Origin of the sequence: Streptomyces sp. 2323.1, assembly GCF_900221035.1 — a bacterium.
Taxonomy (GTDB): Bacteria; Actinomycetota; Actinomycetes; order Streptomycetales; family Streptomycetaceae; genus Streptomyces; species Streptomyces sioyaensis.
Window position 1 is genome coordinate 8,101,504 of sequence record NZ_LT907981.1, and the last position, 23,198, is coordinate 8,124,701.

5 protein-coding genes are annotated in these 23,198 nt (G+C 72.6%); all 5 read right to left on the bottom strand.

Annotation, left to right across the window (positions count from 1 at the left end; genetic code table 11):
* Window positions 1-2: 2 nt before the first annotated feature.
* The 5 genes from CPH93_RS34885 to CPH93_RS34905 all read right to left on the bottom strand — a co-directional run bounded on the left by CPH93_RS34885 (window position 3) and on the right by CPH93_RS34905 (window position 22,790).
* Window positions 3-845 (bottom strand): SDR family oxidoreductase, encoded by an 843-nt coding sequence (locus CPH93_RS34885; RefSeq protein ID WP_096215169.1) that lies wholly within the window; start codon window positions 843-845, stop codon window positions 3-5.
* On the bottom strand, window positions 842-2,008 hold the full coding sequence (locus CPH93_RS34890; protein ID WP_093481355.1) for an acyl-CoA dehydrogenase family protein: 1,167 nt from the start codon (window positions 2,006-2,008) through the stop codon (window positions 842-844). Before CPH93_RS34890 ends, CPH93_RS34885 begins: the two co-directional genes overlap by 4 nt.
* 23 nt (window positions 2,009-2,031) lie before the next feature.
* On the bottom strand, window positions 2,032-5,034 hold the full coding sequence (gene aroA / locus CPH93_RS34895) for a 3-phosphoshikimate 1-carboxyvinyltransferase (protein ID WP_096215170.1): 3,003 nt from the start codon (window positions 5,032-5,034) through the stop codon (window positions 2,032-2,034).
* A gap of 128 nt (window positions 5,035-5,162) precedes the next feature.
* Window positions 5,163-15,233 (bottom strand): type I polyketide synthase, encoded by a 10,071-nt coding sequence (locus CPH93_RS34900; protein WP_096215171.1) that lies wholly within the window; start codon window positions 15,231-15,233, stop codon window positions 5,163-5,165.
* Window positions 15,234-15,356: 123 nt separating this feature from the next.
* A complete protein-coding gene (locus tag CPH93_RS34905; RefSeq protein WP_231977091.1) occupies window positions 15,357-22,790 on the bottom strand; it encodes a type I polyketide synthase in 7,434 nt (2,477 codons plus the stop codon).
* Window positions 22,791-23,198 lie beyond the last annotated feature (408 nt).

Sequence of the window (23,198 nt, forward strand, 5' to 3'; positions counted from 1 at the left end):
TCTCAGGATTCCCGTGTCGGGCGGGGTGGCAGACGCAGTGCTTCGCCGGCGTCCGTGAAGAACGGCGGGGCGACCACGCTCAGGCCCCCGTCGACGACCAGAGTCTGGCCGGTGACATATCCGGCGCCCTCACCCAGCAGGAAGGCGACGGTGTCGGCCATCTCCTGCACGGTGCCGGGTCGCCCGGCAGGGATGCGGTCCAGGACGCCGCGCATGTCGGGCATGCCCTCGATGCCGTAGAAGTAGGCGAGCGAGTCGGAATCGATCAGGCCGCCGTTCACGGCATTGACGTTGATGCCGTACGGCGCGAACTCGACCGCCATGTAACGCACCCACGCCTCGATCGCCGCCTTCATCCCGCCGAGCGCGGCGTATGTCGGGTAGGCGCGGACCGATCCGTAGGACGACAGCGCGACGATCCGGCCGCCGGCGTCCATGAGCCGGACCGCCTGCTGGGCGCCGAGCACGAAGGGGCGCAGGTTCATGGCGTAGGAGCGGTCCAGGTGGTGCTGGCCGAGGTCGAGGATGTTCTTGAAGACGCTGGCGGCGGCGTTGGAGACGAAGTGGTCCAGGCGTCCGTAGCGACGTGCGACCTCGTCGAACAGTGCCGTGACGCCTTCCGTCGTCTCGACGTCGGCCTGGACGGCAGCGCCCCGGCCGCCGGCCTCCTCGACGTCGGCGACGGTCTTCTCGGCCAGTTCGGCGTTCTTCTTGTAGTTGACGACCACGGTGCCGCCCTGACGGGCCAAGGTCAGTGCCAGGGCGCGTCCGATGCCGCGCGAAGCGCCCGTGATGAGGGAGATCTTGGCGCCGCCGGTCGTGTGGTCCTGTCGGATCTCGTTCATCGCGCAGCTCCCTCGGTGACGGTCCCGGTCTGCCGCAGCAGTTCGCGGAAGACCACGGCTTTTTGCACCTCGTTGGAGCCCTCCTCGAAGCGTTGCGCGCGGGCGTCACGGTAGACGCGCTCGATCTTCTGGGACTTCCAGTAGCCGCGGCCGCCGTGGATCTGCAGTGCCTTGTCCGTGACGGTGGTCAGCATCGTCACCGCGTGCATCTTGGCCATCGAGGACTGCATGGACGCGTCGTCGGCGCCCTCCTCGAAGCGGCGCGCGGCGTGCAGCACGAGCTGCCGGGCCGCCTCGATGTCCGCCGCGTTCTCGGCAAGCATGAACTGAATGGCCTGACGCTCTGTCAGCGTCTTGCCGAAGGTCACCCGGGAGCGGGCGTAGTCGACGGCGAGCTGCTGGGCGCGCTGGGCGAGGCCGACGCAGCTCATCGCGACGGATATCCGCGACGGGGTGAGGAATCCGCCGAGAAACACCTCCAGGCCCTGGCCCTCCTCGCCGAGCCGGTGGTCCACGGGCACAGGGGTGCGGTCGAAGACGAGCGAGGCGTGGTCGGTACCGGTGACGCCCATCGTGTGGGAGGAGTCTTCGGCCCGGACTCCCGGCGCGTCCCGCGGCACCAGCAGGGCGACTGTGCCCTCGTGGCCCGTGGTGCCCGCGACGCGTGCCGCCAGGAGGTAGTAGTCACAGCGCATCCCGAACGTGATCAAGTGCTTGCGGCCCGACAGGTAGTAGGTGTCGCCCTCGCGGACCACCGAGGTGGTGATGTCCGCTCCGGTGCCGTTGTCCGGCTCGGTCAGGGTGAACGCGATCTTGATCTCGCCCAGGACGGCCGGCACGACGAACCGCTTGCGCTGTTCGTCGGAGGCGTGACCGTCCATCGACCGCCAGATGCCGTTGACGACGTGCACGATCATGCGCAGGGAACCGTGGGAGCGGGAGAAGATCTCCATCAGCTCCATCCACTGGGTGAACCCGAGGCCCTGGCCGCCGTACTCCACCGGGGCGGCCAGCCGCAGGAACCCGAGCTCGTTGAGCTCGGTCCACACCGACTCGGGGACCTCCCCGGTCTCCTCGATGTGTTCTGCCCAACGCTCGCCCGGGCCTTCCACCCACCGCTCGACCACGTCACGGACTTTTCCGAACTGCTGCTGGTCCATCATCTGTCGCACTCCGTCTTCTCCTGTCACTGCACGGTATGGGGGCGCAGGTGGCGTGCCCTGGCCCGCAGTTCGAACTTCTGGACCTTGCCGATCGGGTTACGTGGGAGATCCGGGACGAGCTGGAGCCGTTCCGGCCAGTACTGCTTGGCTGCCTGATGTCCGTCCAGGTAGTGGCACATCTCCTCGAAGCCGAGCAGCGCGCCGTCCTTGAGCACGACGAACGCGCAGGCACGCTCGCCGAGACGCTCGTCGGGCATGGCCACGATGGCCACGTCGTCGACGGCGGGGTGACCGAACAGCAGCTGCTCCATCTCGCCGACCGGGATCTTCTCGCCGCCGCGGTTGATCACGTCCTTGACCCGGCCGGTGATACGGACATAGCCCGACTCGTCGAGCACCGCGAGGTCGCCGGTGCGGAACCAGCCGTCCGGAGTGAAGGCCTCGGCGGTCAGGTCGGGGCGGTCGAGATAGCCCTCGAAGGTCGTCTGCGAAAGGATCTCGAAGTTGCCCTCGGCGCCCGGTGCCAGCACCTCGCCCCGGTCGTCGGTGACCCGCAGCCGTACGCCGTACAGGACGCGCCCGTCGGTGCCCCAGCGCCGCTCCGGTGCGTCGGTCGGTGTGGACAGCGCGGCGAGGCAGGTTTCGGTGGTGCCGAAGGCGCCGCACACCTTCGTGCCCAACACCCCGCTCGCGTGCTCGGCCAGCGAGCGGGGCACGGTGGCGCCGGTGGCCACGAAGATCCGCAGGTGCCGGGGTGCCTCGCCGATCTCCTCGACCGCTTTCACCAGGTCGGCCAGGAACGGCGTGGCGGCCTGCACGAACGTCGCCCGGTGCGTGTTCAGCGAGGTGAGGGCGCGCCGCGCGTCCCACTCGGACTGCAGGATCTGGGGCACGCCCAGCACGGTCGCCAGTGTCATTCCGTACAGGAACCCGGTCTGGTGGGAGAGCGGAGAAGGCACCCAGACGGCGTCCTCGGGACCGAGGCCGAGATGCCGGATCTCCATCGAGACGGCCCGGACCAGGTTCGAGGACGGCTGCATGACCCCCTTGGGCTCGCCGGTGGTGCCCGAGGTGAACAGCAGCTGCGCCGTCGTCGCGGCCGTCGGGTGGATCGCGTCGAGGACCGTCCGGTCGACCGTCGTCGCCTTCAGGGCGGTCTCCCAGTCGTGCAGGCGGACGCCGTCCGGGGGCAGCTGGGGCAGTCGGCTGCTGCCGCCCGACCGGGCCAGCACCACGACATGCTCCAGCTTTGCCGTGTCCGGGCCACCGGTGGCGGCGAGGGCGAGTGCCTCCTCCGCGGGGCGCCGGGACCGGTACTCGTCCATGACGACCAGGACGCGGGCCAGCGAGCGGCGCAGGACGAAGCCGAGTTCGCGTTCCCGGAAGAACGGGATGACCGGGCAGCAGACGGCACCGATCCGCAGCGCCGCCAGCGACAGCACCACGCACTCCAGGCGGTTGGGCAGCTGGTACGCCACGTTCTCGCCCGGCTGCACGCCGAGTTCGAGCAGCAGCGCGGCGGCCTTGTCCACCTGGCCGGCCAGGTCGCTCCAGGTGACGACGGAATCGCCCTCCGGGCGTACGTCCACGACGGCGGTGTCACCGGGGCGGGACGCGGCGTGCCGGGCCAGCCACTCCGGCAGGGTGACCTCGCAGGCGTAGTCCGGGTCCGCGGCGGGCCGGACGGGTTTGCGGGCACGGCTCCTGGCGGAGCGTCCGGGGCCCTTCTCCACGGACGTCGGCACGCCGACGGCGTTCATCATGTCGAGGAAGCCCGGATACGAGATGCGGTAGGCGTTGGGGTACGACAGCGTGGAGTGGCCCCGGGCGCGCGAGGAGGCGACGGCCAGCGACATCAGCACCCGGTGGTCGTTGTACGACGACAGCTCCGCGCCGACCAGAGAGTCCACCCCGGTCACCCGCAGCGTGTCGTCCGCCAACTCCATTTCGGCGCCCATGGAGTTGAGCTGGAGCATCGAGCCGGCCCGGTCGGACTCCTTCAGCCGGGTGTGCGCGACGTTGCGGAACACCGACTCGCCGTGCGCGAAGGTGGCGAGGGTGGAGAGGACGGGAAGCATGTCCGGCACGTCACGGCAGTCGACGTCGACGGCCTTCAGGAGAGGGGCGTCCTGCTGGATCCGGACACCGCCGGCCACCGGGTCCAGTTCCATGGGGACGCCCATCGAGCGTGCTATGTCGATGAAGTGGAACTCGGGGTGGTCGGCGGGCCCACCGGTCAGGCTCGGGATGCCGCGCAGGAGTACGTCACAAGGGTGCAGCGCGGCGGTGGCGATGCCGAAGGCCGCGGAACCGATGTCGGGGGGCAACGTCAGCTCGGTGGGCCGCACGCTCTGGTGCGGCGCCACATCGAAGCGCCGCCAGTCGGGGGCCACAGTCACTTCCAGGCCGAACTGCCGCATCATCGCGACGGTCAGCTCCAGATAGGTGCGTTCGTTGAGCGCGCCCGTCACGGTGACGGTGGTGGGGCCGGTGGCGAACGGCGCGAGCAGCAGCAGTCCGGATATCCACTGGGACAAGGTGCCCGGAATGGTCACCTCGCCGCCCGTGGGCCGATGGCTGAGGACGTGAATGGGCGGGCAGTCATTCGCCGACTCCAGGCGTACGCCCATCCTTTCCAGTGCGTGCAGCAGCGGGCCCACGGGACGATTCCGAAAGTATTTCTGCCCGGTGATCGTGACCGCGCGGTTCGACAGGGACGCGAGCCCGGTCATGAAATAGAGGGTGGTGCCCGAGCTGCCGGCCGAGACGGTGTCCTGGACCGGCCGGTAGTGGCCGCCGAGCCCCCGCACCACGAAGGTGTCGCCCTCGCGGACGATCTGTACGCCGAGGTCACGCAGCAGCCGAACGGTGTACTCGATGTGCCGGGCGTCGGACAGGCCATGGATCCGGCTCACTCCGTCCGCGAGCGAGGCGAGGATCAGCGCACGGTGTGCATGATATTTGGAGTTCGGTACGAGGATTTCGCTGGAAATCCGGTGCTGAATTCCCTTGACGAGAAGATGCATGGGATCTGTTCACTCCTAGACATTTCGCAAATCCTCTTGATGAATGTTCTCCAGTATCAGATCGATTCACATCCCCTAACGCCCCCTAACGCAGCGGGAGTTGGCCCGCCATGTGTGGGACCGGGGAACTAGTCGAAATGCTCCTCGACGAATGCGAGCAGTTCTTCGGCGGTCGCCGATTCGATGGCGTCCGTGGCCGGGTCCGACAGCCGGCTCTCGGGCGGGGTCGTCGTACGGTCGAGTCGGGCGAGCAGGGCGTCGAGCCGGGAGCCGAACCGTGCGCGGGCGCCCTGGCTGTGCGCGGCGTCCAGCAGGGTGTTCTCCAGCCAGTCGAGCTTCTCCAGGATCTCGTGGGTGAGGGCGTCCCGGTCGGGTTCGAATCGGGCGCAGAGGAAGTCGGCGACCTCGGCGGGACTCGGGTGGTCGAAGACGAGGGTGGTCGGCAGCGCGAGGCCGCTGACCACGCCGAGCCGGGTGCGCAGTTCGACGGCCATGAGGGAGTCGAACCCCATGTCGGTGAAGGCGCGGTCCACGGCGACGGCCTGCGACGTGGCATGGCCCAGCACCCCCGCGACCTCCGCGCGCACCAGATCCAGTACCGCGCCGCGCCGCGCCTCGGCATCCAGGGCCGCGAGGCGCTCGGCCAGTTCCGTCCGGGCGGGGGCCTCATCGGCAGCGGCGGCGGGCTCCGTCAGGTGCCCGAGCAGCGGGCTGGGCCGGTTGCTGGCGAAGACGCGGGCGAAGCCGTCCCAGTCGACATCGACGACGGTGACCGTGGTGTCGTCGTGCTCCAGGGCCTGAGCCAGGGCGGCGGTGGCACCTTCGGGGGAGAGGGCGCGGACTCCGCGGCGCAGCATCTCCTCCTGGAAGCGGTCGTCCGCCATGCCGCCCCCGCTCCAGGGTCCCCAGGCGACGGCCGTGCCGGCGGCGCCGCGGGCCCGACGCCGCTCGACCAGTGCGTCCAGGTGAGCGTTGGCGGCGGCGTACGGGCCGTTGCCCGCGCTGCCCCAGGTGCCGGCGATGGAGGAGTAGACGACGAACGCCGCCAGGTCGTCCCCCAGCACGTCGTCGAGGATTTCCGCGGCGGTGACCTTCGCGTCGGTCACCGCCGAGAAGTCGTCCCCGACGAGTTCCGTCAACGGCTGTTCGGCGGCGACACCCGCCGCGTGGACCACCGCGCGGACCGGGGTGCCCTCAGCGGCGAGGCCCTCGGCCAGCCGGCCGACGGCGTCGCGGTCGGTCACGTCACAGGCCGTCAGGTCGACCGTCGCGCCGAGCGCTTCCAGTTCGGCGCGCAGTGCCTCGGCGCCGGGAGCGGCGGGACCGCGACGGCTGACGAGGACCAGCCGGGATGCACCCCGCGAGGCAAGCATGCGGGCGGTGTGCGCACCGAGCGCTCCGGTACCGCCGGTGATCAGAACCGCCCCGTCCGTCCACCGGTACGCACCGGATGTGTGGGCGTCGGCTCCCGGGGCGTCGTGCGTGTCGGCAGGGGTGAGGCGACGCGCACGAACGCCGTCCCCGCGCAGTGCCACCTGGTCCTCCCCGGCGGTCCCGGAGAGGACGGCGGCCAAGCCGGCCGGCTCCCCTTCGGCGGGGAGATCGATCAGACCGCCCCACAGCGCCGGGTGTTCGAGGGCGGCGACGCGACCGAGGCCCCAGACCTGGGCGTGCCAGGGGTCCGGTGCGGTGTCCGCCGGCCCGGTGCGTACGGCGCCCCGCGTCAGCGTCCACAGACGGGTCGAGATGTCCGCGTCGTGCAGAGCCTGCAGGAGCACCAGGGTGGCCAGGGCCCCGGCCGCGACGCCGCGGTGCCTGGTGTGCTCACCGCCGGACTCCGCCAGCAGGGACACCGTCCCCGCCACCGTGCCGTCGGCGGCCGCGGCAAGTTCCTTCGCCAACGTCGCGCGGTCCGCGCGGTGCGGATCGATGGTGAGGACCCGGGGGTTCGCACCTGCGGCGGCGAGCGCCCGCCGCACGGCGTCGGCCGTCGTGGTGTCGGCGGCATCCCTGGGTACGACGATCCACCACGTGCCGCCGAGCGCCACGGCCGTGTCGTCCGTGGGCAGCCGGTCCCAGGCGACGCGGTAGCGCCAGCCCGCGGCCCGGGCGAGCGTGGTGCTGGTGCGGTGCCAGTCGTGCAGCACCGGCAACGCAGCCCGCAGGGACGTCTCCGCGTCGAGACCGAGGGTGCGGGTCAGGCCGTCGAGGTCCTGGTTTTCGACCACCTGCCAGAAGCGTGCCTGCGTCGGGTCGCCCGCGGAGCCGCTGCCTCGGCCCGCCGCCGGGCCCTCGTCCAGCCAGTAGCGCTCGTGCTGGAAGGCGTACGTGGGGAGCCGGACCTGCCGGCCCGCCCCGAGCGCCGCCGTCCAGTCGACGGATACGCCGTGGGCGTGCGCGGAGGCCAGCGTCGTGACCACGGTACGTACCTCCGGGTGATCGCGTCGCGCGGAGGGGAGGACCGGCTTGTCCGTCCCTGCCAGGGGCGCCAGCGCGGCGTCCGGGCCGAGTTCGACGAGCACGTCGGCGCCGTCCAGGGCGCCGAGGGCGTCGGCGAAGCGGACGGTGTGGCGGGCGTGGTCGAGCCAGTATCCGGCGGACGCGAAGGGGTGCGAGCTGTCGGCCGAGGGGCTGATGGGGAGGGTCGGATCGTGGAAGGTCAGCTCGTCGAGGAGGGCTGCGAAGTCGTCGAGCATCGGGTCCATGAGCGGTGAGTGGAAGGCGTGGCTGACCCGCAGCCGGGTGGTGCGGCGGCCCTGTTCACGCCACTGGTCGGCGATCCGCAGCACGTCGGCCTCCGTCCCGGAGACGACGACGGCTTCGGGGCCGTTCACGGCGGCGATCGCCACGTCGGGCACGTCCGCGAGGCTCGCGGCCACCTCGTCCTCGCTCGCGGCGATCGCGACCATGGCTCCGCCCTCCGGCAACGCCTGCATCAACCGGCCCCGCGCCACCGCCATCCGCGCTGCGTCCGCCAACGACAGGGCCCCCGACACACACGCGGCGGCGATCTCGCCCACCGAATGCCCCACCAGTACGGTGAACTCCACGCCCCACGACTGCCACAACCGTGCCATCGCCACCTCGAACGCGAACAACGCCGGCTGCGCGAACTCCGTCCGCTCCAGCACCTCCGCGGGCCCCGACCACATCACCTCCCGCAACGACCGCCCCAACAACGGATCCACCACCGCGCACACCTCGTCCAGCACGGCGGCGAACACCGGGAAACGCCCCGCCAGTTCACGCCCCATCCCCGGTCGCTGCGCACCCTGACCGGAGAAGAGGCCCGCCACCCGCCCGGGGCCGGCCGTGCCGATGGACACCGCCCGGCTCGGCGTCGTCGCGGCCGGGTCCGCGAGTGTGGCGAGGGCGTCGAGCAGTTCCTGCCGGTCCTCGGCCACCAGGACCGCCCGATGGTCGTGAAGGGACCGGGTGGTGACCAACGACCGGGCCACATCGGCCGGTTCGAGCCCCGGGTGGTCGAGCAGGTGGGAGTGCAGGGCGCGGGCCTGTGCCGGCAGGCCGGCCGCACTGCGGGCGGTGAGCACGTACGGCAGCGGGGTCCGGGCCGTGGGGGAGTCCGACGTGTCCATGGGAGTGCCGCTCCCCGCGGACGTGCCGTGCACAGGTGCTTCCGCGGCGGGCTCGCCGTCGAGGGGATCGCCCTCCGCCAGCACGACGTGCGCGTTCGTGCCGCTGATACCGAACGACGACACGCCGGCCAAGCGCGGCCGGTCGCCCCGGGGCCAGGGGCGTTCCTCGGTGAGGAGTCGCACGGCCTGCGACGACCAGTCCACCTCGGGTGACGGCGTGTCGGCGTGCAGCGTGCGGGGCAGCAGTTCGTGCCGCAGCGCCTGCACCATCTTGATCACACCGCCGACTCCGGCCGCCGCCTGTGCGTGGCCGATGTTCGACTTCAGTGACCCGAGGTACAGCGGCCGCTCCGGCTCGCGCTCCCGGCCGTAGGTCGCGATCAGGGCCTGGGCCTCGATCGGATCGCCCAGCCGGGTGCCGGTGCCGTGCGCCTCGACGGCGTCGACCTCGGTGGCTGCGATGCCCGCCTGCGCGAGCGCGGCCGCGACGACGCGTTGCTGCGCGGGACCGCTCGGGGCGGTCAGGCCGTTGGACGCGCCGTCCTGGTTGACGGCGGAGCCATGGACCACGGCGAGGACCTCGTGTCCCAGCCGACGCGCGTCGGACAGCCGTTCCACGGCGAGCAGGCCGACGCCCTCCGACCAGCCGGTGCCGTCCGCGTCGGCGGAGAACGACTTGCACCGGCCGTCCACGGCCAGCCCGCCCTGGCGGCTGAACTCGACGAAGATGTGCGGTGACGCCATCACCGTGGCTCCGCCCGCCAGCGCGAGATCACACTCGCCCCGGCGCAGCGCCTGGCAGGCGAGGTGCAGGGCGACCAGCGAGGACGAGCAGGCGGTGTCGAGCGTGACCGCCGGGCCCTGCAGCCCGAGCAGGTAGGAGATACGCCCCGACATGACGCTGTTGCTGTTGGCTATGCCGATGATCCCCTCAAGGCTCTCCGGCGTGCTGCTCAGACGCGACAAGTAGTCGTTGTACATGGTGCCGACGAACACACCGGTACGGCTGTCGCGCAGTGTCCCGGGAGCGATCCCCGCATGCTCCACGGCTGCCCAGGACGCCTCCAGCAGCAGCCGCTGTTGCGGGTCCATGGCCAGCGCCTCACGGGGCGAGATACCGAAGAACTCCGCGTCGAATCCGGCGGGGTCGTCGAGGAATCCACCTTGAGTGGTGTACGTGGTACCGGCCCGGGAGCGCTCCGGGTGGTAGAGGCCCGACAGGTCCCATCCCCGGTCGGTGGGGAAGTCGGTGACGGCGTCCCGGCCCTGCGCGACGAGTTGCCACAAATCCTCGGGAGAGGCGACGGCGCCCGGGTAGCGGCAGGCCATCCCGACGATGGCGATGGGTTCGTCGGCGACGGCCGTCCTGGGTGTGGCGGGCTGCCGGGGCCGTGGCGACGGCTCGGTGGCGAGCTCGCTCTCCAGGTGCCGGGCGAGTGCGCCGGCGGTCGGATGGTCGAAGACCAGCGTCGCGGGCAGACGGACTCCGGTCACGGCCGAGAGCCGGTTGCGCAGTTGCACGGACATGAGGGAGTCGAAACCGAACTCACCCAGCGGGCGCTCCGCGTCGACCGCGCTCATGTCGTGGTGCCCGACGGCCGAGGCGATCTCGGCCCGTACGAGGTCGGACAAGGCCTTGCCGCGGTCCGCGGCCGGGAGGGTGGCCAGCCTCTCGGCCGTCGGTCCGGGCGCGGCCGTCGCGGCGGACGCCGTCGTGCGGGGCGTGGGACGGAGAGCGGTGAAGAGCGGGGCGGGACGGGTGGCGGTGAACACCGGCAGGAAACGCGGCCACGCCACGTCGGCCAGAACCCGGTTCTCGCCGAGGGACACCGCCGTCGACAGCGCCGCCACGGCGTCGTCGACCGGGAGCGGGACGAGGCCCTGGCGTCGCAGCCGTCGCTCCAGGTCGGCGTCGACCATGCCGCCGCCCGACCATGGGCCCCAGGCGAGCGCCGTGCCGGCCAGACCGCGTGCCCGGCGCCTGGCGGCCAGCGCGTCCAGCACGGCGTTGCCCGCCCCGTACGCGCTCTGCCCCGAACCTCCCCAGATACCGGAGACGGAGGAGAAGACGACGAAGGCGTCCAAGTCGGCTTCGCCGAGCACCTCGTCGAGGACCCGGGCACCGCCCGCCTTGCCCTCCAGGACGGCGTGGAACCGGTCGGGGGTGGTCTCCAGCAGCGGTGTCTCGTCGGCGACGCCCGCCGCGTGGAACACCGCGCGGACGGGGGTGCCCGTGTCCGCCGCCTCACGCACCAGCCCGGCCATGGCGGACCGGTCGGCGACATCGGCCGCGACGATCCGTACCGGGGTGCCGGTGGCGGCCAGCTCGGCCAGCAGTTCCTGCGCGCCGGGCGCCTCGGGACCCCGGCGGGAGACGAGCAGCAGCGAGCAGCCGCCGAGCCCCGCGACCCAGCGCGCGACATGACCGCCCAGCGCCCCGGTGCCCCCGGTGATCACCACTGTGCCGGACGGCGTCCAGTCGGCGGGCGGTTGCGTCGGCCGGTCCGGCTTGATCAGGCGGCGTACGGACACCCCGTCAGCCCTGAGGCGGATCTGGTCCTCGCCGGTTTCCGCGCGGAGCAGGCCGGCCAGGCAGTCGAGCTGGGGCCGTACGCCGGCCGGCGGCAGATCGACCAGGCCGCCCCAGCGGTCCGGGAGTTCCAGGGCCGCCGCCCGGCCCGCGCCCCACACGGCGGCCGTGTCGAGCGCGTCCTCGGACTCATGGGTCAGGCACCACACCGGGGCGTCCACACCGGCGTCGGTGAGCGCCTGCAGCGCGGTGACGAGGATGTCCGGGTGGGCGGCGAAGAGCAGCACACCGTCCGGGTCGGTGGCGGTGTGTGTGGCGTCGGTCAGCCGTGCCGCGAGAGCGGGGCGGTCCAAGGTGGCATCGAGATCGACGGCGAGCGTGTGCTCGGCCAGGTCCCGGGTCCAGGAGACGTCCGTCGCCGGTGGCGCGAGGACGATCCAGGTGCCGGGGAGCCGGTCGGCACGCGGTGGGTCGGGCAGGAGCTGCCAGGTGACCTCGTAACCGAGGCGATGGAGCTGTTCGTCCGCCTGTGCCGTCAGCCGGGCGGTGTCAGCCGCCCGCAGCACCAGTTCCCCGACAGTGAGGACCGGGTCCCCGGTGCTGGTGGCCGCGTCCAGGCGAATGGTCTCGGAGCCGGTCCTCAGACGTACGCGCAGTTCGGCGGCGCCGGGGGAGTGCACGGTGGCCCGGCCGAAGGCGAATGGCAGCCGGACCTGCTGACCGGAGCCGGCGGCGGCTGCCAGCGGGTGCAGGGCGGCGTCCAACAGCGCGGGGTGGCAGCCGTACCGGCCGTCGTGGGCCCGCTCGGGGAGGACGACCTCGGCGTACAGCTCGTCGCCGGACCGCCACAGTGCCCGCAGACCGCGGAAGACCGGGCCGTAGCCGTAGCCACGGGCGGCGAGGGTGTCGTAGAGCTCCTCGACCGGCAGCTCCTCGGCGCCCTGCGGCGGCCACTGTCCCGTGGCCCACTCGGCGTCGGTGGGCGGGTCCCCCTGAGGGGAGGGCTCGGAGGGCTCTTCCACGAGCCTTCCGGTGGCGTACTCCACCCAGTCGCCGTCGCCGCTCCGGCCCCGGACGACCAGCGCGCGCTCCGGCTCGCCCGGCGGTTCGACCCAGACCTGGATGTCGGTGCCGGGGGCGGGCAGCACGAGCGGGGTCTGGACGACGAGGTCGGCGACCTGCCGCGACCCCACCTGCCGGGCGGCCCGCAGGGCGAGTTCCAGGAAGCCGGTACCGGGGAAGAGCACGGCACCGGAGACCGCGTGGTCGGCGAGCCAGGGGTCCCGGTCGGGCGAGATCCTGCCGCTGAGCACCACGCCGCCCTGGCCCGGCAGTTCCACGATGCCGGACAGCAGGGGGTGGTCCAGCGCGTCGGCACCGGCAGCCGTGAGGGCGGGGGGCGCGAGCCAGTAGCGTCGGTGCTGGAAGGGGTAGGGGGGCAGGTCGGCACGGGCAGCGGCCGGGAAGAGAGCCGTCCAGTCGACCTCGACGCCGTGCGCATGGGCCTCGCCGAGCGCGGTCAGCAGCATCAGGGTCTCGCTCTGCTCACGGCGGCAACTCGGCAGAACCGGACGACCGGTGTCGATCAGCGGTGCCAGGACCGCGTCGGGGCCGATCTCGACGACGACGTCCGCCTCCGCAAGGCGCGCGGCGGCGTCATGGAACCGCACCGCCCGACGGGCGTGGTCGACCCAGTAGGCCGCGGTGGCGAACGGATGCGCGGTCTCGGCCGACGCCATCACCGGCAGCGTCGGCTCCCTCCGGTCCAGCTCGTCGGCCACCACCCGGAACTCGTCCAGAACCGGATCCATCAACGGCGAGTGGAACGCGTGGCTGACCCGTAGCCGGCTCGTGCGCCGACCACGCTCGCGCCATATCCCGGCGACCCGCTCAACCTCCTCACGGGCACCGGAGACCACCACCGCCTCAGGGCCGTTGACCGCGGCGATGCCCACGAGCGCCGGATCCCCCAGCGTCGCGGCGACCTCCTCCTCGCCGGCGGCGACCGCCAGCATCGCTCCGCCCTCCGGCAACCGCTGCATCAGCCGGCCGCGCACCACGGCCAACCGGGCCGCGTCGTCCAGGGACAGTGCCCCGGACACCACCGCGGCGGCGATCTCCCCCACGGAGTGCCCCGCGAGCACGGAGAACTCCACGCCCCACGACTGCCACAACCGGGCCAACGCCACCTCGAACGCGAACAACGCCGGCTGCGCGAACTCCGTCCGCTCCAACTGCTCCGCGGGCCCCGACCACATCACCTCCCGCAACGACCGCCCCAACAACGGATCCACCACCGCGCACACCTCGTCCAGCGCACCGGCGAACACCGGGAATTCCGCAGCCAGTTGACGGCCCATCCCGACGTGCTGAGCGCCTTGGCCGGAGAACACGGCCGCCACCCGGCCGCCGCCGGCGGCCACCGGAGTGACGCTGCCGAGCCCGGCCAGCACGGCGTCGCGGTCACCCGTGACCGACGCACGATGCTCGAACGCCGTCCGGTGCACGGCCGCCTCCCGCGCCGCCCGCGCGAGGGACAGCTCCGGCCGGGCCGCCAGGTGCTCCCGCAGCGCCGCCGCCTGTGCGCGCACGGCCCCCGGTGTCCTGCCCGACAGCACCAGCGGCACCGATGTCTCCGCCCACGGGGCCGAGGGCTCCGCCTCGTGCTCTTCGGCGGGCTCGGGGACGAACTCCTCCACGATCAGATGCGCGTTCGTGCCGCTCATTCCGAAGGAGGACACACCGGCCCGACGCGGGCGGTCCTCGACGGGCTCCCACGCCCGCTCTTGCGCCAGCAGCGCGACCGTCCCCGCGGACCAGTCGACCTCCGTCGACGGACGCTCCGCGTACAGGCTCCGTGGCAGTACGCCGTGCCGCAGCGCCTGCACCATCTTGATCACGCCACCGACGCCCGCGGCCGCCTGGGTGTGCCCGATGTTGGACTTCAACGAACCGAGCCACAGCGGCCGTTGTGCCGAACGCCCCCGGCCGTACGTCGCCATCAAGGCCTGTGCCTCGATGGGATCGCCCAGCCGCGTTCCCGTCCCGTGCGCCTCCACCACGTCGATCTCGTCCGCGCTCAGACGCGCATTGCGCAGCGCCGAGTCGATGACGCGCTCCTGAGCGGGACCACTCGGCGCCGTCATCCCGTTCGAGGCACCGTCCTGGTTGACCGCGCTGCCCCGCACCACCGCCAGGACCTCGTGCCCCAGCCGCCGCGCGTCCGACAACCGCTCCACGGCCAGCACGCCCACACCCTCGGACCAGCCGGTTCCGTCCCCGTCGTCGGCGAAGGAGTGGCAACGGCCGTCGGTGGACAGCACCCGCTGACGGCTGTACTCGACGAAGAAGGTGGGGCCGCTCATGATCGCAACGCCGCCGGCCAGCGCCAGATCGCACTCGCCCGCGCGGAGCGACTGACATGCCAGGTGCAGGGAGACGAGCGAGGAGGAGCATGCGGTGTCGACGGTGACGGCGGGCCCCTCCAGGCCGAAGTGGTAGGCGACCCTGCCGACGGCCATGCTGCCCGCGCTGCCCATGTGGACGTAGCCCTCGAACCCGTCGGGGGCTTTGGTGAATCGGCTGCCGTAGTCGTGGTGCATCACACCTGTGAACACGCCCGTGCGGCTGCCACGCAGGGTGGCGGGGCGGATGCCCGCGCTCTCCAGCGCCTCCCAGGACGTCTCCAGCAGCAGCCGCTGCTGCGGGTCCATGGCCAGCGCTTCTCGTGGGCTGAGGCCGAAGAAGTCGGCGTCGAAGAGGTCGATGTCGGTGAGGAAGCCGCCTTCGCGGGTGTACGACTTCCCGAGGGCGTCCGGGTCTGGGTCGTAGAGGCCGGCCACGTCCCAGCCGCGGTCCTGCGGGAAGCCGCCGATGGCGTCGCGTCCCTCCACGACGAGCCGCCACAGGTCATCGGCGCCGTGCACCCCGTCCGGGTACCGGCAACCGATGCCCACGATCGCGATCGGCTCGTGGTTCTTCGTCTCGGCGTCCCGCAGCCGCAATCGGGTCTTCTGCAGATCGGTGGTGACCTTGCGCAGGTATGCGACGAGCTGGCTGTCGTCCGTTGTCATGAGCTAGCACCTATCGGCTTCGCGGCTGTCCGCCCGGAACAGGGCGCGACGGGAACAGGAGGGGTGGCAGAGGACCGGTGGCGGCTCCGCCCGGGGCCGGCGGGGCCGGGGGGCCGCCCGGCGTCAGACGTCCCCCAACTCGGTGTCGATGAACTGCATCAGCTCGGCGGCGCTTGCCGAGGCGAGCCCGTCCGTCTCGGCGACCGGCCTGGCGTCGAGTGCGGCCAGCTGGTCCAGCAGCTCGGTGAGACGGCCGGCCAGGGCCTTGCGGGTGGCGGCGTCGGTGAGCGGGGACAGGACCCTGCTGTGGATGTCCTCGACCACCTCCAGCAGCGGCTTCTCGGCCGGTGCGGCGCCGGCCGCGCCGAGGTCGAGGTGCCCCAGAAGGTGCCGGGCCAGCGCGTTCGGCGTCGGATGGTCGAAGACCAGCGTGGCGGGCAGCTTGACGCCGATGAGACCGGCGAACCTGTTGCGCAGTTCCACGGACATCAGGGAGTCGAACCCGATCTCCTTGAGCGCACGGTCGGGACTGACCCGCTCGGGCCCCGACTCTCCGATGAGCGCCGCCACATGGGTCTGCACGACCTCGGTCAGGGCGGGGAGCCGTTCGGCGTCCGGCAGCGCGGCGAGCCGCTGCGTGAGGCTCTGCGTCTCGCCCTCGGCCCGCCCGCCGTCCGAGTGTGCCAGGGGCTCAGGGGCGGCCTTCTCCTCGAACGAGCCGAGCAGCGGACTGGGCCGGGACACGGTGAACGCGGGCAGGAAGCGCGACCAGGTGATGTCGGCCACCACCGGGTCCCCCGTGCTGTCGGCCATGAGGCTCTGCTCCATGGCCCGGAGGGCGGCCGGCACCAGGAGAGGGGCCAGACCACGCTTGCGCAGCTCCCGTTCCTCGTGCTCCGTCAGCATGCCGCCGCCCGCCCACGGCCCCCAGGCGACGGAGACCGCGCGCTGGCCCTGCTCGCGCCGACGCCGGGCGAGCGCATCGAGGCAGGCGTTGCCCGCGGCGTACCCGGCCTGGCCCGCGGCGCCCCAGACCCCGGAGATGGAGGAGAACAGGACGAAGTCGTCGAGGTCCGGCAGCAGTTCGTCGAGCAGCAGGGCACCTTCGACCTTGGCCGCCATCTGGGCCGCCAGCTCCTCGGCCCCGGTCTCCGCGATCCGCACGTCCCGGACCACGCCCGCGGCATGGACCACGGTGCGTACGGGGGCCCCCTCCGCTGCCAGGGCGGCAATCAGGCCGCTCATCGCGGCACGATCCGTCACATCGACGGCGACGGCCTCCGCCGTGGCGCCGAACGCGGAGATGTCCTCCAGCAGTTCGGTGGCGCCGGGGGCCGCCGGACCCTGACGGGAGAGGAGGAGGATACGGTCGGCGCTGCCCTGCTCGGCGATCCGGCGGGCGACGTGCCCGCCGAGACCGCCGGTCCCGCCGGTGATCAGCACGGTGCCCTTGGGCGTCCAGGTACCGGTCTGCGGCGCCGACGCGGGCACGAGCCTACGAGCCCACAGCTGTCCGTCGCGAACGGCGAGTTGGTCCTCGGCGCCATGGTCGTCGGCGCCGTCGCTGGTGAGGATCCCGGCGAGCGCCCGCCGGGTGGCATCGTCGATCCGCTCGGGCAGATCCACCAGTCCGCCCCACCGGTCGGGCAGTTCCAGTGCGACGACCCGGCCGAGCCCCCAGACACCCGCCGCCCGCACGTCGGCGGCGGGGTCGTCGGCCGTCCCCACTCCGACGGCACCGTTCGTGACGCACCAGACCGGGCCGGTCGGCTGCCCGGCGACCTCGTGCAGGGCGGCGAGCAGATCCTCCGCGGCTCCGGCGCCGACCAGCACCCCGTCCGGCGCGGTCGAGCGGTCCCAGGAAGCGGCGGTGAGCGGGTCGTCGAAGAGGGCGCCGAGCGCCGGGGGCACCTCGCCGAGCAGGAGCCAGTTCCCGGGCACCCGGTCGGCCGTGGCGGCCCGCCCCAGTTGCCGCCACGTCACGGAAAACCACCCGGTGCGGCCGGTCGCCCCCGCCGTCTCCAGCTGTGCGCGCTCGATGGAGCGCAAGATGAGGCCCTCCATGGCGAGGACGGGGGACCCGGTGTCGTCCGCGATCCACACGGCGGCGGAGTCGGCGTCCGCCCGGATCCGCACACGCAGCCGCCGGGCATCCGAGGAGAACAGGGACACGCTGTTGAAGGAGAACGGCAGCCGGACCTCGCCGGCCTCGTAGAGGCTGCCGGTGATCGGCAGGGCATGCAGGGCGGCGTCCAGCAGTGCGGGGTGGATACCGAACCCGCGCGGCTGCCTCTCGGGGAGCATGACCTCGGCGAAGAGGTCGCCGGCGCGCTCCCAGAGGGCCTTGGTGCCCCGGAAAGCCGGGCCGTACTCGTAGCCACGGGCCGCGAGCTCCTCGTAGAAGGAGCGGCCGACGAGCTGCCGCGCACCGGCCGGGGGCCAGACCCCGCCGGTCCAGTCGCCGTCGCTGAAGCCTGCGGTGTCGGCGGTCCGCGCCGCGAGGAGACCGGTGGCGTGCAGCGTCCAGTCGCCGCCGGTCTCCCTGGTACGGATCTGCAGTTCACGCTCGGCGTCCTGGCCCGGCCCCACCCACACCTGAAGGTCACGGGGCTTGCCCTCGGCGAACACCATCGGCGCGCGCAGGACGAGTTCGTCGACCGACCCGGCGCCGGCCGCGCGGGCCGCTTCGAGCGCGAGCTCGACGAAGCCCGTGCCGGGCAGCAGCATCGTGCCCATGACGACGTGGTGCGACAGCCACGGATCGCTGCCGGGTGCCAGCCTGCCGGACAGCAGCAGGCCGCCCGCACCCGGCAGATCCGTGCGCGAGGTGAGCATCGGGTGCGGCTGCGGATCCGCGCCCGCGGAGACACGGGCGAGGGTGTCCGACGCGGAGTCCCAGTAGCGCTGCCGCTGGAAGGCGTACGTGGGCAGGTCGGTGCGGGGAGCGGGCGGCAGGAGGGCGGCCCAGTCGACGTCGGCGCCATGGGCGTGGGCCTGGCCCAGCGCGGTGAGGACGGTGTGCGTCTCGGACCGGTCGCGCCGGGTGCTGGCCAGGACGGTGTGACCGGTCTCGATCAGCGGGGCCAGGGCGGCGTCCGGGCCGACCTCGATCAGGATGTCGGCTTCGGTGAGCCGCCCTGTCGCGTCGCCGAACCGTACGGCGTTGCGCGCGTGGTCGACCCAGTAGGCAGCGGTGTCGACGGGGTGGGTGGTGTCGGCGGTGGCACTGATCGGGACGGTCGGCGGACGGAAGCGCAGTTCCTCCACCACCGCGCGGAACTCGTCGAGGACCGGCTCCATGAGCGGTGAGTGGAAGGCGTGGCTCACCCGGAGCTCGGCGACCCGCCGGCCGCGTGCACGCCAGATCTTGCCCACACGTGCCACCTCGTCGCGGGCGCCGGAGACGACGACCGCCTTGGGCCCGTTGACCGCGGCGATTCCGACGAGCGCGGAATCGCCCAGCGTGGCCGCCACCTCGTCCTCGCCCGCGGCGATGGCGAGCATGGCGCCCCCGCCGGGCAGGGACTGCATCAGCCGGCCCCGGGCCACCACCAGCCGCGCCGCGTCCGGCACCGTCAGCACCCCGGCGACGACGGCGGCGGCGATCTCGCCCACCGAGTGGCCGACGACAGCCGTGAACGACACGCCCCAGGACTGCCACAGCCGGGCCAGCGCCACCTCGAACGCGAACAGCGCGGGCTGGGCGAACTCCGTCCGGCCCAGTAGTTCCGGATCGTCAGACCACATCACTTCCCGCAGTCCACGTCCGAGCACCGGGTCGAGGTGGCCGCACACCTCCGTCAAGGCCTGGTCGAACACCGGGAAGTCCGCCGCCAGTTGCCGGCCCATACCCGCGCGCTGCGCGCCCTGGCCGGAGAACACGGCCGCCACCCGGCCGGACCCGGCGAGCACCGGGGAGACGTCGCCGAGACCGGCCCGGACCCCCTCCCGGTCGCCCGTGACCACGGCACGGTGCTCGAACGCCGTACGGCGCGTGGCCAGCTCCCGGGCGACGTGTGCCAGCGGCAGCTCCGGGTGCGACGCGAGGTGCTCCCGCAGTGCCAGCGCGTGCCCGCGCACGGCGTCCGGCGTCTTGCCGGAGAGCACCAGCGGCACCGCCACATCGGCCCAGGGGACGGCGGACTCCGCGCCCTCGGGGGTCCCGGGAGTCTCAGGGGCGAACTCCTCCAGGATGACGTGCGCGTTCGTCCCGCTGATCCCGAAGGCGGAAACACCGGCCCGGCGCGGGCGGCCGTCGCCACGCTCCCACGCGCGCTCCTCGGCCAGCAGCTCGACGGTGTCCGACGACCAGTCCACCTCCTTCGTCGGATTGTCCGCGTACAGGCTGCGCGGCATCACACCGTGCCGCAGCGCCTGCACCATCTTCACCACCCCGGCCACCCCGGCCGCCGCCTGCGCGTGCCCGATGTTCGACTTCAAGGACCCGACGTACAACGGCCGTTCGGCGGGGCGGTCGCTGCCGTACGTCGCGATCAGCGCCTGTGCCTCGATGGGGTCGCCCAGCCGCGTCCCGGTGCCGTGCGCCTCCACCACGTCGATGTCCGCGGCGCGGAGGCCGGCACTGTCCAGCGCGGCCCGGATCACCCGTTGTTGGGCGGGGCCGTTGGGCGCGGTGAGGCCGTTGGAGGCGCCGTCCTGGTTGACGGCGCTGCCCCGGACCACCGCCAGTACGTCATGGCCCAGTCGCCGCGCGTCGGACAGCCGCTCCACCACCAGGACAGCCACGCCCTCGGCCATGCCGAAGCCGTCGGCATCGGCGGAGAACGGTTTGGAACGGCCGTCGGGCGCGAGCGCGCGGAGCCTGCTGAACTCGATGAACAGTCCGGGTTCGGCCATCACCGTCGCCCCGCCGACCAGGGCCAGGTCGCTCTCGCCGCGGCGCAGCGACTGACCCGCCAGGTGCAGCGCCACCAAGGAGGAGGAGCAGGCCGTGTCGAGGGTGAGGGCGGGACCTTCCAGGCCCAGGACGTAGGACAGCCGACCGGAGACCACGCTGGAGGTGGTACCCGTCATCACATAGCCTTCGAGCTCGGGTCGTGCCTGGTGCAGCGGCCTGCCGTACGGCAGGCTCATGACGCCGGTGAACACGCCGGTCCGGCTGCCCCGCAGCGTCGTGGTGTCGATTCCGCCGCGTTCCAGCGCCTCCCACGACGTCTCCAGGAGCAGCCGCTGCTGCGGGTCCATCGCCCGTGCCTCACGCGAGGAGATGCCGAAGAAGGCGGCGTCGAACTCGGCCACGCCGTCGAGCAGGGCGGCTTCGCGCTGGTACGAGGTGCCCGGCTGCGAGGCGTCGGCGTCGTACAGCGCGGTGAGGTCCCAGCCGCGGTCGGCCGGGAAGGCCGCGACCGCGTCCCGCCCTTCGTGCACCAGCTGCCACAACTCGTCCGGGGACCTGACCCCGCCGGGGAACCGGCAGGCCATGCCGACGATGGCGAGCGGCTCGTCGGGGTCGGCCGACGCCGTCGCGGCCGGGGCCGGCGCCGGTGCGTCGCCACCGAGCACCGCGCGCACCAGTTCCTCCGCCAGCGATCGCGGAGTGGGGTGGTCGAACAAGACCGTCACGGGCAGCCGCAGTCCGGTCATCTCGACCAGCCGGTTGCGGACCCGGAGGGCGCCGGCGGAGTCCACCCCCAGCGACCGGAACGCCTCGTCCGCGCCGATGGCCGTCGCCGACGGCTCGATCTGCCCGGACACGGCGTCCGCCACGAGGCGGAGGGCCTTATCGATGCGTTGTGCCGGGGTGCACCCCAGCAGCCGCTCGCGCAGTCCGGTGCCGGGCCCGGTGCCGCCGCTGCCGGCGGTGTCCGCCGTGTCCAGGTCGAGCCGGTAGGGAGGCAGCGTGACGCGGCGGGCGTCGGGCAGGACGGTGCTCCAGTCGGGGGCGACGCCGTGCAGGTGTGCCTCGGCCAGGGCGCGCAGGTAGCGGTCGTGGCCCGCGTCGTCACGACGCATCGTGTCGAGGACGACGACGTCGCGGCCGAGGTGCGCGGCGGTCTCCTCGATCGGCAGGGTGAGCACCGGGTGCGGGCTCATCTCCACGAACACCCGGTGGCCCTGGCCGAGCAGTTCCTCGATGACCTGCTGGAACCGGGCGGGCTCGCGAAGGCTGAGGAACCAGTGCTCGGCATCCAGGCCGCCGGTGTCGAGCGGATCGGTCGTGGTGGACGTGTACACGGGTATCCCGGTGGCGCGCGGCCGAACCGCAGCGGCCTCCTGCACGAGGTACTCGTGGGCGGGCTCCATGCGCCACGAGTGCCCGGCGATCCCGATGGGCAGCAGTGTGGCCCGCACGTCCCGGGCGCGCAGCCGCTCCAACAAGGCCGCCGCGGACTCGGTGGTGCCCGCGACGACCGTGGAGCTGGGGCCGTTGACGACCGCGATGTCCAGGTCCAGATCCCACTCGGCGACCAGTGCGGTGACCTGCTCGGCGGGGAGCGCCACGGCGACCATCTCCCCGTTGCCCTGGAGCCGCGCCAGCGCCTTGCTGACGGCGGCGACCAGCCGCGCGCCGTCCGCCACGGTGAGCGCTCCGGCGGCGGTCACCGCCGCGATCTCGCCGAAACTGTGGCCCACGACCGCGGCGGGCGTGACGCCGTTCGACCGCCACAGCTCCGCGAGCGAGACCATGACGGCGAACAGGGCCGGCTGGATCACCTCGACCCGCTCCAGCGGGACGGCCCCGGAGAGCACGTCGGCGAGCTCGAAGTCCACGAACGGGCGCAACTCCCGTGCGCATTCGGCCAGTTTGTCGCGGAAGACCGGGGCCGTCGCGGCGAGTTCGCGAGCCATCCCCACCCACTGGGCGCCCTGGCCCGGGAAGACGAACACCGCGGACTTTGGTCCACCGCTCCCGGCCCGTACCGCCGCGTCGCCCGCCCGGCCCTCGGCCACCGCCCGAAGAGCTGAGACGACGGCATCCCGGTCGGTCGCGGCGACCATCGCCCGGTGCGGCCAGAGCGTGCGGGCCGTGGCCTGGGTGAAGGCGGCGTCGGCCACGGAGATGTCCGTACGCTCCTGGAGGTGGGTCGCCAGCCGGCCGGCATGGGCGCGCAGACCGGCCTCGGTACGGCCGGACAGCAGCAGCGGGACGGTGCCGGTACCCGTGGCATCCGGGGCACTCGTGCGGTCCCGGGGCCTGAGTGCGCGCAGCTGCGCCGCGCGCTCCTCGGCGTCGTCGGCGAGCGGGCCGTAGTGCTCGGCACCGGCCGTCTCCAGAGCCAGCGCCACCGCCACGCCGCCGGGCCTGTCGCGGACGACGACCAGCGCGGGGCGATCTGCGCGCAGACACGTCTCGGCCGCCGCGAAAATCGGGCCGGAGTCCCGCGGAGCACGCACGCTCACACCGGGGATGTCGCCCCAGTCCGGCTGGTCCTCCTCGTCCGTCCGTGCGAGCAGAACCACCACACGGCTGCGGGCGGACGGAACCACGTGGGCGTCCTCGATCGCGGCCCAGAGCGCCGACGACACCGAAGCGACGCCGAATTCCTCCTGGCGGCCCACACCCACGACGACGACGCGCTGAATTCCTGCTGTCATACCGAACAACCCAAGCAAGAGGGGCCTGGTCGCAACACCCCTATCACCCCCGAATGCCGTGCGCGGGGCTGCGGTTTGCCGATTCGCCGGGTCGGTAATGCGCTGCCAGGAAGTCAGGGGTGCCGCGGAGCGAATTCCAGCGCAGGCTGGAAAACATAGTCGGCAGTACGTGATGTGAGGGGGGCATAGGGGGTTGCCCGGCAACGACGCCGACCGGCAGGTTGTTGACAAGGTCTGACGATACCGCTGCTGGGACGGCGGGGGATAAAAACGAACGGGCCGTCAGCACCGGACGCCGCCGGCCACGTGCCCATTCCACCGTGCGCGGAAGCGAGCGGAATCCTCAACCGCCCGCGACTCCGGCATGCCGATGTCCGGTTTCCGTTGTACCAACGCTATTCCCTTGGC